Annotated in this window: 10 protein-coding genes; 5 read left to right on the top strand and 5 right to left on the bottom strand. The window is 51.1% G+C overall.

Annotated elements, in window-relative coordinates; all coding sequences use genetic code 11:
- Positions 1 to 2: 2 nt before the first annotated feature.
- From BZG20_RS00140 to BZG20_RS00160, 5 genes are all read left to right on the top strand, one after another.
- The gene (locus BZG20_RS00140) at positions 3 to 848 is read left to right on the top strand and encodes a DUF6279 family lipoprotein (protein ID WP_077577734.1); all 846 of its coding nucleotides are present in this window, start codon (positions 3 to 5) and stop codon (positions 846 to 848) included.
- A gap of 181 nt (positions 849 to 1,029) precedes the next feature.
- Positions 1,030 to 1,572 (top strand): alpha/beta hydrolase YcfP, encoded by a 543-nt coding sequence (gene ycfP / locus BZG20_RS00145; RefSeq protein WP_046073128.1) that lies wholly within the window; start codon positions 1,030 to 1,032, stop codon positions 1,570 to 1,572.
- A gap of 263 nt (positions 1,573 to 1,835) precedes the next feature.
- Positions 1,836 to 3,125 (top strand): NAD(P)/FAD-dependent oxidoreductase, encoded by a 1,290-nt coding sequence (locus BZG20_RS00150; RefSeq protein ID WP_046073129.1) that lies wholly within the window; start codon positions 1,836 to 1,838, stop codon positions 3,123 to 3,125.
- Between the two features lie 167 nt (positions 3,126 to 3,292).
- Positions 3,293 to 4,294, top strand: coding sequence for a cytochrome-c peroxidase (locus BZG20_RS00155; RefSeq protein WP_046073130.1), 1,002 nt, complete (start codon positions 3,293 to 3,295; stop codon positions 4,292 to 4,294).
- Positions 4,295 to 4,530: 236 nt separating this feature from the next.
- Entirely contained in the window at positions 4,531 to 5,919 is a 1,389-nt protein-coding gene (locus BZG20_RS00160; RefSeq protein WP_077577735.1) for a DEAD/DEAH box helicase, read from the top strand.
- A gap of 58 nt (positions 5,920 to 5,977) precedes the next feature.
- On the opposite strand, the gene BZG20_RS00165 is transcribed toward BZG20_RS00160, so the two are convergent.
- The 5 genes from BZG20_RS00165 to BZG20_RS00185 form a co-directional block, all read right to left on the bottom strand.
- Positions 5,978 to 6,307 (bottom strand): hypothetical protein, encoded by a 330-nt coding sequence (locus BZG20_RS00165; protein ID WP_077577736.1) that lies wholly within the window; start codon positions 6,305 to 6,307, stop codon positions 5,978 to 5,980.
- A gap of 2 nt (positions 6,308 to 6,309) precedes the next feature.
- Positions 6,310 to 7,251 (bottom strand): hypothetical protein, encoded by a 942-nt coding sequence (locus BZG20_RS00170; protein ID WP_077577737.1) that lies wholly within the window; start codon positions 7,249 to 7,251, stop codon positions 6,310 to 6,312.
- A gap of 211 nt (positions 7,252 to 7,462) precedes the next feature.
- Positions 7,463 to 8,329 carry a peptidoglycan binding protein CsiV gene (locus tag BZG20_RS00175; protein ID WP_077577738.1) on the bottom strand — a complete coding sequence of 289 codons (867 nt, stop codon included), beginning with the start codon at positions 8,327 to 8,329 and terminating at the stop codon, positions 7,463 to 7,465.
- A 28-nt stretch (positions 8,330 to 8,357) separates the two neighbouring features.
- Positions 8,358 to 11,822: a transcription-repair coupling factor gene (gene mfd / locus BZG20_RS00180; protein ID WP_077577739.1), complete on the bottom strand. Its 3,465-nt coding sequence runs from the start codon at positions 11,820 to 11,822 to the stop codon at positions 8,358 to 8,360.
- Between the two features lie 4 nt (positions 11,823 to 11,826).
- Positions 11,827 to 12,420, bottom strand: a complete 594-nt coding sequence (locus BZG20_RS00185; protein ID WP_077577740.1) for a hypothetical protein — start codon at positions 12,418 to 12,420, stop codon at positions 11,827 to 11,829.
- Between the last annotated feature and the right edge of the window lie 120 nt (positions 12,421 to 12,540).

The raw sequence follows: 12,540 nt of genomic DNA on the forward strand, positions 1-12,540 counted from the left end.
GGATGGTCAAACAAGGTTGTCGAACAGGGTGGTTAGTTGGCTGTTTGCTTTTGCTGGTAGGCTGTACCACAGAGCTGGCCTATAACACCTTGCCGTTTTGGATTCATTACTACATTGACGATATTGTCAATTTGCGCCCCGAACAGTCCCGCCAAGTCAAAGCCGACCTCGACAAGATTCAACAATGGCACCGCACACACGAATTACCGGCGATTGCTGAGCGCTTAGGACTGATCGCCACACAAAGTACCGAACGGCAAACCATGGCGCAATTACGCGCGCATCAAGACGCGGTGAAAGAGAGAATTCGCGCGACATTACAGGCTTTTGTGCCCGCCACCGCACGTTTACTTGATAGTTTTGACGATGAGCAAGCGCAAGCACTGACGCAGTGGATGGAAGAGGAAATTGAACAAGCCACCCAGCGCCGCGCTAAGCGTTCTGAGGACGAGCAATTTGCCTATCAGCGGGATGACTTGGAAGAAGATACCGAAGAGTGGGTGGGTGATACCGACCGCCATCAGCAGCCGCTCTTCACCGAAATGGCGCAATACCAACAAGCGGCGATGCCGACATTCCGTCAAGTACGTGAGCGGTTAGTCAGCCGCCTGTTCAACATTATCAATAACAGACAATCGATTGATACCGAAGCGGCGTTGTCGCAATGGGTGAATGATGTGGTGGCGTGGCGAGCCGGGCCAGAGACGGAAACCGAAATGGCAATCTATCGTTCGCGGCGGCTGGATTGGCTGCTGCGCCTGGATCGCAGCCTGGATGACGAACAACGCAACCGCTTAGTGGAAAGTCTTAATGAGTGGCAAACGCGCCTTAGTGACATGAGCCGTTGAGCCTTGCCTAGCGCAATGTCTGCTGGAGCGGGTCGCGTTATCTTATTATCGGGACGAGGTGTGACATCGTGGCGGGTCAAATACCCTGATTATTTCTAGGGTGATCTTGCTCATTTTTCTGTCCGGAGGGCTATGCTATTGATAAGGGTCTCTGCTCCGCGACAACCAAGGATGGCTTTACATGATCATATATCTTCACGGTTTCGATGCCACGAGCCCAGGCAACCATGAAAAGGTGCTGCAGCTCCAATTTGTTGATGACGATGTGCGCACCATCAACTACAGCACCATGCACCCCAAGCACGATATGCAACACCTGCTGAAACAAGTTCAGACGCAAATTGAAGCAAGCAGTGATCCAGCCCCTTTGATTTGCGGGGTGGGGCTTGGTGCTTATTGGTCTGAGCGCATTGGCTTTCTGTGTGGCATTAAGCAGGTGATCATTAACCCCAACCTTCATCCTTATGAAAACATGCAGGGCAAAATCGACCGTCCGGAAGAGTATGAAGACATCGCCACTAAATGCGTGACTGACTTTCGCCAACGTAATCAGCAGCGCGCGTTGGTCATTTTGTCGCGAGAAGATGATGTGTTAGACAGTCAACGTAGCTACCATCTGCTGTCTCCGTTTTATCCCGTACGTTGGGATGAAAAACAAAGCCACAAATTTAAAAATCTCTCCGCCCACCTACAAGCCATTGCCGAGTTTAAACAATCGGCCTAATGCCATGCTCGTAACCACAGTGTTGCGAGCATTTGGTGTAATTTTCCTACATGTAATCCATTAATTAAGCGCAGACAAGGCTCGAAGTAATTGTCGTTTTACGGCAAAATAGAGCCTTGCGTTGACGAACAATCCAATAAAAAAGAACGCAGAATACGCAACAGATGTTGTTAGTTACTGACAAAATGCCAATGAGTGCCAGTTTTAGCCAGTCGCCGATGGGCGGCTAGCGTGTATTTTTTTAGTTAGGTAAGGATGTAGAAGTGACCAAAATTATCGTTGTCGGTGGCGGTGCAGGCGGGCTTGAGCTTGCAACCAAGCTGGGCCGCACGTTAGGCCGCAAGCGCCGAGCAGAGATTACCTTGGTGGACAAAAATAGCAGCCACCTTTGGAAGCCGTTGTTACACGAAGTCGCGACAGGGTCGATGGACGAAGGCGTCGATGCGCTTAGTTACCGTGCGCATGCTAAAAACCATGGTTTTGACTTTCAAATGGGCACGCTGTGGGACATTGATCGTGACCAGAAAGTGATCACGCTAGCGCCCATGTATGATGAAAACAACGAACTGTTGATGCCTGAGCGTGAGTTGGATTACGACATCTTGGTGATGGCGATTGGCTCAACGTCGAATGATTTCAATACGCCAGGGGTACGGGACAATTGCATTTTCCTCGATAACCCTAAGCAGGCGCATCGTTTCCGTCGTGAGATGAACAACGAATTCATGCGATTGCACGCCAAACACGGCCAAGGCAGTGTCGATATCGCCATTGTCGGGGCCGGTGCCACCGGGGTGGAGCTGTCTGCCGAACTACACAACGCGATTAAAGAACTGCGGAATTATGGCTTCCGTGATTTAGATAACTCGAAACTGAACGTGACCTTGGTTGAAGCTGGTGAGCGGATATTACCCGCATTGCCGCCACGCATTTCTAGTGCCGCACATCAAGAATTATTAAAGTTAGGTGTGAAGGTGAAAACCAATACCTTTGTCACCAAGGCCGATGAAGAAGGGCTAGAAACCAAAGAAGGCGAGCGCATCCATGCTGATATTATGGTGTGGGCCGCTGGCATTAAAGCGCCTGACTTTTTGAAAGAGATCGCCGGTTTAGAAACAAACCGTATCAATCAGTTAGAAGTGAAAAATACCCTGCAGACTACCCGTGATGACGATATCTTTGTGATCGGTGACTGTGCGGCGTGCACGCAAGAAGACGGCAGCAAAGTACCGCCGCGTGCACAATCTGCGCATCAGATGGCCAGTCGCTGTTTTAGTAACATTGTGGCGAAGTTGAATGGGCGTGAACTGAAGCCGTATGTGTTTAAAGATCACGGTTCGTTAGTCTCACTCAGCCGCTTTTCTACCGTGGGTAGCTTGATGGGTAACCTGACCAAAGGCTCGATGATGATTGAGGGCCGGATTGCTCGCATGGTTTATATTTCCCTATACCGGATGCACCAAATTGCGTTGCACGGTTATGTCAAAACCGGTTTGATGATGCTGGTTGGGCGGATTAACCGCGTGTTGCGTCCGAGTCTAAAGTTGCACTAAACGTTGCGCCTGAATCAGGCACCGCGAAATCAAACGATAAGACCGGGGCATGCCTCGGTCTTTTTGATCGTAGTCAATAAAGGTAGACATTATACTCGCACAAGTCTTGATGGGTGACTATTTTACATTAGTGGTGACTAAATAAAAAAATATCATCAGGAGGAGCAATGCGTTCAATCATTAAGACGGTTATTGTCGCTACCGGACTTATAGCGAGTCAGGTTGCATCAGCATTACCCCGCAACGAACCCGTCTCGCCGATTACCCCGCCAGAAGAGATCCATATCGGAAAAGCCGAGCTTGGTAAGAAACTGTTTTTTGATCCACGGCTATCTAAGTCTGGCTTCATTTCGTGTAATTCCTGCCATAACCTCAGCATGGGTGGCAGTGATAACCTAAAAACGTCGATTGGTCATAATTGGCAACAAGGCCCGATTAATTCGCCTACCGTTTTGAACTCTAGCTTGTCTATTGCTCAATTTTGGGACGGTCGCGCGTCTGATTTGCAAGAGCAGGCCGGCGGGCCGATCGCGAATCCAGGAGAGATGGCGTCGAACCATGTGCTCGCCATCGATGTTCTGCAGTCCATTCCGCAATATGTGCGTGAATTCAATCAAGTGTTTGGTGTCACGGAGATCACGATTGAGCACGTGACGGATGCTATTGCCGAGTTTGAGCGTACCTTGGTCACGCCCAACTCTCCTTTCGATCAGTGGTTAATGGGGGATGATTCTGCGATTAGTGATTATGAGTTGGCGGGTTATCGTCTGTTTGTCGAGTCAGGGTGCGTGGCATGCCATAACGGCAGTGCGTTAGGTGGTACCTCGTTCCAGAAAATGGGCTTGCTTGAACCTTATCAAACTGAGAATCCCGTCGAAGGGCGTATTGCGGTGACGGGTAAAGACGCGGATCGCTTTATGTTCAAGGTGCCGACGCTACGTAATGTGGAATTAACCTATCCGTATTTCCATGACGGTGAAGCGCAAACGTTAACAGAGGCGGTCGACATTATGGGACGTCTGCAATTAGGTCGTAAGTTTACCGATGATGAAAATGCGAAGATTGTGGCGTTCTTACTCACATTGACTGGCGATCAGCCGAGCTTTGACTTGCCGACACTTCCACCTTCCAACGCTGATACCCCAGTGCCTCAGCCGTTTGACGATTAAGTGATGTTGCCAGCTCGTGCCGGTTAGCACTGGAATGAGCTGGCATTTTGCATGATAGTGGTTGCCGCCTGACATGAAAGGCGTCACAATAGCCCCGCAATCAAGATTATTGATATCACTTCTAGAGCAACCCTCCTGACGCCGAGTTTTTCTCATACCACGATATTGATATTCATGACCCTAAGTGATGGGCCATGCGGCCTGTGACGACATTTTTAATTTATTGAGATCAATTGATGAGTTTCTCCTCTTTAGGACTATCTGCACCACTATTAAAAGCCGTAGAAGAGCAAGGCTATACCACACCCTCACCGATTCAGGAAAAAGCGATTCCAGCGGTGATTGAAGGGCAAGACGTGATGGCGGCCGCGCAAACCGGGACGGGCAAAACCGCAGGCTTTACTTTGCCTATTTTAGAGCGTTTACAAGCAGGTAAACGCGCGCGCCCTAACCACGTTCGCACCCTGATTCTGACCCCAACCCGTGAGCTTGCCGCCCAAGTGCATAAAAATGTTGAGCAGTACAGCCAGCATACATCGCTGAGCTCTATGGTGGTATTTGGCGGGGTGAAGATAAACCCGCAGATGATGAAGCTTCGCAAAGGCGCTGATGTGCTGGTGGCGACGCCAGGGCGTTTATTGGATCTGTATCAGCAAAATGCGGTGCGTTTTTCTCAGCTGGAAGTGCTGGTGCTGGATGAAGCTGATCGCATGCTAGACATGGGGTTTATTCGTGATATTCGTAAGATCTTGGGACTGTTGCCAGCCAAGCGTCAAAACTTGCTGTTCTCTGCCACTTTCTCGGCTGACATCCGCCAGCTAGCGAAAGAGCTGGTGAATAATCCGGTTGAGATCTCGGTGAGCCCTGCGAACCAAACCGCGACAGGGGTGGAGCAGTGCATTTATCCGGTTGATAAAAAGAAAAAGCCCGCGATGCTGCTTTCTTTGATTGCTGACAATAACTGGCAACAGGTGCTGGTGTTTAGCAAAACCAAACACGGCGCCAACCGCTTGTCGCGTTATCTGGATGAGTACGGCGTAAGTGCCGCCGCCATTCATGGTAACAAGAGCCAAGGCGCGCGCACCAAAGCCCTTGAACAATTCAAAACCGGTGACGTGCGAGTGTTGGTGGCAACGGATATCGCAGCGCGTGGTATTGATATTGCCCAATTGCCACAAGTGGTGAACTTCGATTTACCTCATGTGGCGGAAGATTATGTTCACCGTATTGGTCGCACCGGTCGCGCGGGGGCGGTAGGCAATGCCGTGTCTCTGGTGTGCGCTGATGAAGCCAAAGATTTGTTTGCCATTGAACGCTTGATTAAACAGGTTCTCCCGCGCCATAGCTTGGCGGACTTTCCGGTGGCGAATCCAGTGCCAGAGTCTAAACTCGACACGCGTCCGATCAAGCCCAAGAAGCCGAAAAAGAATAAACCGCGTCAGGATGGTCAACGCTCTGGTGACAATGCACGTGGCCACAAGCCGGTAGGGAAAAATCGTCGCCATACCGACAAACCAAGCGGCGGTAAGCCAGGGGCGGGTAATACGTCGCGAGCGCGCGGTGAGGCCAATTCGGCTAACAAACCCCGTCGTGCGCGACCAACGGGGACGAAAAACAGCGCATAATGCGGTACCTGTTTGCGGAAGATTAATGAGAAAACCGGCTGTTGGCCGGTTTTTTGTTTTAGATTACCTTAGCCAACTGCGCCAATACCTTATCAATGGCGTTACCGATTTTTGCCACGTGCTCTATGGTCTCTTCTGCCTCATCAATCACCTTTTGTGCTTGGCGTGCATGGGTGATAAGGCGATCCAACTCGTGCGCATCCTGCTCAAACTGGTCGCTATGCAAGGCAATCATGCTGGTATGATAGTGATAAAGTTGCTCGCCTAGCTGTTCTCTTTTTCGTTGCAATGGTTCCAGTTGTGGCCCAATCAATGTTTGACTCAAAAAACGGTCGAGGCTGTCGTAATTCGATTTCAGTAGGTGATAGCTTGTTTCGTTGGGGCTCATGGTCACTCCTCTAGCTGCTGTTGAAAGTCGTTAAGCGCATCAAGGTGGTGCTTGGTGGTCTCAATCGCACGGCGGGCGCCTTGCACAGAGGCGGTATTATCTAGACGGAGTGAATCAATGATTGCGTTATGCATGGCCACATAGTCCGATAAGGTACGATCTAAGCGTGCAAAGTAGGCATTCAGTCCCAGTAGCTTTTGTTTGGTGTGATAAGCATGGCGGTAGGCTTTAAGCCGCTGATCATAAGACGTATGGAAGGTGATGCAGCGCGTCTCGCGACGTTGCTGGCAGCGATTCGGGTTGTTTAGCAGTTGCATACGAATCGATAGGGCTTGATTTAAAGCGACCCGGGTTGCCATTTGCCAATGGGGGAGGTCTTGACGAAGACGCGCGATAGTTTGCTGTATCACGGGTTGTCCTGCGTCCATTACGGCCAGCAATTGTCGATGACGCGTTGTATCGCTCATTGCGCGGCCGAGTGCATTGATACCGGTCGAGACAATCGCGATATCATCGTCTTCCACCGACTTAATGTCGTGAACAAAAGGGTTGTCGCGAAGAGAGCTCAGGGTGTCATGTAGTTGCTCAGATGCCTGGTCGATTCGCGCATTGTGATCCTCGGTGGCGAGTGCGGAGAGAAGCTGGCTGTAGCGGACGAGATCGGCGAGGGCTTGTTGTTGTCCGGTATCGGCAATTGGTGTGATCTTGAGTTTGGAAGCCGGAAGCCCATCGCGCACTGCACGCGATAGAATCGCGTCAACACGCGCCTGTTTCGCGCTAACGTAGGCAGATTCAACGGTGTGATGCACCTTGATGGACTGTTGCGCATAGTCTTTGACCAGTTGCTGAGAGGGTTGGGACGTGCAGCCAGCTAAGATAAGAAGCGCAACCAAAGTGACTGTATTGCGGTATTGAACGAGAGCAGGCGGGAAACACATATTCATAGGCCAATTCACCGATAAATGAGACTTAATCAATGAGTGTGGCTGCCGGGCGGCGATTATAAATAGCAATAAAGGCTTTTAATTGAATGTGGCATCAATAGCCACAATTGATGAAATTGATATCTTTATCTTTTACATGAAAGTGACGGATAGAAAAGCGCCTTGTCATCGTGAGTGATGACAAGGCGTGAGCGGATATCTGGTGAGCAGGCTAGTTCGCTTTGCGTACTTGAATAATCATTCCCATCATGGGGTTATCCAAATAGTGAATTTCGCCACTGCGCATCCGTCGTTTGTGCGTGAACGCGTAAGGCTGCAAAAAGCGCTCGATGTGGTACTGCTTCTTCACCTTTTCTAGGCCCGCGACTTGCACGTTATTCGTGTTTGATGAGGCCCCTTGCTGCGCATCTGTGGTTTGCAGTGGCATATTGACCACGTCTTCCACCAGTGCGCGCCGCTCGCTTGGCTCTCGTAGCACCATGTCGGCCTCGACGAACAAGTAATGCTGGACGTAGACGCGCAGTGTGCCATCTAGCTCATAGAGGGGCTGGCGAGGGGGCGCGGTTTCAAGCGCCTGCTCATCCCACGCTTGTTCGCTATCTGACGCTGTATTGCTTGACGGGGTGGCTTGCGCTGTCACCGGCGTACCGTCTGGATTAAAACGGTCGCGATAGTCTTTTCCGGCACTGACACGCAGCAAAGGCAGGGCAGCGCGGCCACTGTCATCTTGACGCCATGCAACATGCACCATGGGCGTAAAGCCCGCATGGTTAGACAGTTTGTTGTAGGCATTTGTCAGCTGCCATTGGCTACGAGGTAGTGGGGTCAGTCCTGCATTTTGTAGTGCGCTGTTGTTCGTCACTGGCGTTGCACGACGTACCGATCCCATATCGGTTTGTGCTGGCCAGCTTTCCTCCACGCTAGCAGGGTCTTGGTTGCGCTTAAACACAATCAATTCGACATCATAAAGTCGCTTAGCTAAAACCGGTTGGCTAAGTGAGATCAGTAGCAACGCCCAAAGGCTCTGCTTGGTATAGCGTGCTAGCCAGCCTGGTGGGTGACATGAATGATTTTTCACAGGTTACTCCGTTTTCTTTGGCAAGCCATTATGCGACCAGTTGGTGACTTGCAAATTGAGTCAACAGCTCATCAATAAAGTTCATCCGCTCCCGTCGATCGGTGAGACTTTCGATAAACTTAATTTTGGTTGGCCCGTCAAATTTATACTTGTCTGGCCGCGATTGTAACAGCCCGACCAAGAATCCGGGATCAATTTGCGCGTCCTCATGAAACTCGACCATGCCGCCACGATCACTGGCTTCGATCTTTTTCACTCCTAATGCCGCGGCGCGTATCTTGAGCTGCTGGATATGAAGGAGGTTTTTGGTGGCGTCAGGCAGTAGGCCAAAACGGTCTATCAGCTCAACTTGCAGCTCATTAATATCATCGTTGGACTTAGCGCTGGCAATGCGTTTATACATCGATAAACGCATATTGATATCGGGAATATAATCATCCGGTAACAGCGCAGGCAAACGCAGCTCAATGTCTGTTTGTTCATTCAGCAATACATCTAAGCTCGGCTCTTTGCCTTCTTTTAGTGCCTCGACGGCCTGCTCAAGCATATCCATGTACAGGGTGAAACCGACCGATTGGATTTGACCACTTTGCTCGTCACCGAGTAGCTCACCGGCGCCGCGTATTTCTAGATCTTGGGTCGCGAGGGTAAAGCCAGCGCCAAGGTCTTCGAGCGAGGCAATGGCGTCCAGTCGTTTCACCGCATCTTTGGTCATCCGTTTTGGATGGGGGGTCAGCAGATACGCATAGGCTTGGTGGTGCGAGCGACCGACACGGCCACGCAGTTGGTGGAGTTGTGCGAGGCCAAAGTGATCGGCGCGATCAATAATAATGGTGTTGGCTGAGGGAATATCGATACCGGTTTCGATAATGGTGGTACATACCAGCACGTTGTATCGTTGATGGTAGAAATCGCTCATGATCTTTTCTAGCTCACGTTCGCGCATTTGGCCATGGGCCACAGTCACGCGCGCTTCTGGGATCATTTCACTGATTTCATTCGCCGTTTTTTCTATGGTCTCGATATCATTGTGTAAAAAGTATACCTGGCCACCGCGCATAATCTCACGCAGCAATGACTCTTTAATTAGGGTATCTTCGCGTTCACGGACAAAGGTTTTCACCGCGAGGCGGCGTGACGGTGGGGTGGCGATAATCGAGAGATCGCGCATGCCACTCATCGCCATATTCAGTGTTCTGGGGATCGGCGTGGCGGTTAATGTGAGAATATCTACGTTGGCTCGCATCGCCTTAATTTTCTCTTTCTGGCGAACCCCAAACCGGTGCTCCTCATCAACAATCAATAAACCGAGGTCGCGTAGCTTCACATCCGATTGCAGTAACTTATGGGTGCCAATCAGAATATCGACCTTACCCGCTTCACAATCGGCCAAAATTGCTTTTTGCTCTTTTGCAGACTTAAAGCGTGACAACACCTCCACCCGGACGGGAAGGTTAGCAAAGCGGTCGCGGAAATTCTCGAAATGCTGTTGCGCCAGCAAGGTGGTGGGGACTAACACGGCAACTTGCTTGCTGTTATTGACCGCTAAGAAGGCGGCACGCATAGCCACTTCGGTTTTACCAAAGCCGACATCGCCACATACCAAGCGATCCATGGCAATGGGACGACACATATCGGAAAGCACCGCGTTGATCGCTTGTGATTGATCACTGGTTTCTTCAAACGGGAAAGTCGCCCGGAAGGCGCGATAGGCGTCTTTGTCATGGCTAAACGCAAAGCCAGGCTTGGTCTCTCGTTTGGCATACACATCGAGTAGTTCAGCGGCGACATCACGCACTTTCTCTGCGGCGCGGCGGCGTGCTTTCTCCCAGGCTTCTCCGCCAAGCTTATGTATGGGAGCGGCATCTTCTGCGCCGCCAGAATAGCGACTAATCAGGTGTAAGGCGCCAACCGGAACATATAACTTGGCGCCTTGCTGGTATTCGAGCGTCATGTACTCTGTTTTGAGCCCGCCCGCTTCCAGAGTTTGTAAGCCTTGGTAGCGACCAATACCATGCTCGAGATGGACAACAGGCTGGCCGGGTTTTAGCTCCGCCAAGCTTCTGATCACCGCATCGCTGCTGACACTTTGCTTGCGTTTATCGCGCCGGCGCTGCTGCACCGCGCGCTCACCAAACATGTCGCTTTCACAAATCAGGGCAAATTGTCGGGTGTTATCAATAAAGCCTTGGTCTACCGGGCCGATGATTAAGCCAAATCGACCGGGTTGCGACAAAGCTTCTTGCAAGCCGTCGGCCACCATGGGACGAATTTTGGCTTGGGCGAGAAGATCCAGCAGAGCCTCGCGTCGTCCTTCCGATTCGACCGAGAAAACCAAGGTGCCGCTAAATTGCTCACTAAATTGGCGTAGCGCCGCGAGGGGCTCCTTGGCTTGGTGATTGACCGTCAACGTTGGCAGCGGCGCAATGTCGAGGTTTTCTCGCCCCACTTTTTCTGTGACGCTGTCACTTTCTAGCTTTAAGCGAGGGTACTGCTTTAAGGTGGTGTGTAAGCGCTCTTTACTGAGCCACAACGCCTCGGGGGGTAACAGTGGGCGAAGCGGGTCGACACGTCGTTGATCATAGCGGGTTGCCACGTCGGCTTGGAAATGGTCAATCGCACTGTCAATATCCCCGACCGATAAAACCAAGGTGTTGTTCGGTAAGTAATCGAACAAGGTTTCGGTGTGTTCAAAAAACAGTGGCAGCCAGTATTCAATCCCAGCCGGCCAGGTTTTCTTACTCACTTGTTGGTAAATAGATTCTGGCTCTCGGCGCGCCTCAAAATGCTCGCGAAAACGGCCTCGGAAATATTCCACCGCTGCGTCATCGGTGGGGAACTCATGCGCGGGTAATAGCTGGATCTGTTCTAGCTCACCCGTGGAGCGTTGGTTTTCTGGATCAAATTGGCGAATGGTATCGACTTCATCATCGAAAAAATCGATCCGGTAAGGTTCGTCACTGCCCATTGGGAACAAGTCGAGAATCGAGCCTCTGCTCGCAAACTCGCCATGCTCCATCACTTGGTCAACGTGGCGGTAGCCGGCGTCTGTCAGCTGATCACGCAACTTCTCAAGCGATAAGATATCGCCTTTTTTCACCATTAAGGCATGTTGATGGAGAAAATGTCGTGGCGTCACGCGCTGTAATGCGGTGCTCGCGGGCGCAATGAGTACCCCGTCTTGTTGATGAGGAAGCTGATACAGGCAAGACAAACGCGCGGAAATAATATCCTGATGGGGAGAAAAACTGTCGTAAGGCAGGGTTTCCCAATCAGGCAGGAGGTCGCAGTTACCCTGGGTAAATTGACGAATGGCGGGCTGCAAACGCACCGCAGTCTGGTTGTCGGGCACCAAAAGGAACACCGGACCGGCGTGTTGCTGGGTGAGCGTCGCAATGGCTAGCGGTAACGCAGCCCCTGATAAATTGCCAAGATGTTTGACGTCGCCTGGCCCTGAGGGCAGGGTAAAAGCATAGAGCGGTTGTTGGGTCATGAGTTTAACTGCTTGATTGTTTTCGGTTTCGTGCACGCTTTTTTAGTAGTTTTTGCTGATGATGCAGCGCCGCACGAATGAGCGTGTCGCGGTCTTCTTCCAATAAACGCGTGTACTGAATTTGGATCACATAGTCAGGGTTTTCTTGATCGCTGTCGGTGTGAGGCTCGCATCTCGTCACGACGCCGTAGCAATAGATGGCCGTTGGCGGATAATCGAGAAACAACTTCACGCGCGCGTGCACGCCTTTTTTTAGCGGCGAATGACTATGATAAGAAAAACTGCTCGCCCCAAAGGCGTGTGTCACAAAGCGATGGTCGGGCTGATCTTCGTGGCTGAGCATATAGCCCATCATCAGTGTCATTTTTTCGTTTTGCGCCTGCAGCACCCGGAATAACGCAGAGGCATCCTCCGGATCGATCGCTTTAAGATCTTTTTCTACGTCGCTATCGAGCTGGCCGCATTGACTCGCCAGGCGAAAAGGTGCCGGGATTTCGGCGGCAAAAGCCTGCGCATCTGGCTGGGCTTGATTGTCAGCAAGAGGCTCAACATTAATGCGAATCGCCGCTCGCACAGAAAAATATTCGTCTTGGCTCATCACTGTGCCTTAGATTGCAGTTGTATTAATGATTATCACGCACCCTTGGCAAGAGGTAAAGATCAGTCGCAGTTTCTGGGGGCGGTGAGGTGTTAATTGGGGTGACAATGGTGCCTTTCG

The organism is Salinivibrio sp. IB868, assembly GCF_001995655.1.
GTDB lineage: Bacteria > Pseudomonadota > Gammaproteobacteria > Enterobacterales > Vibrionaceae > Salinivibrio > Salinivibrio siamensis.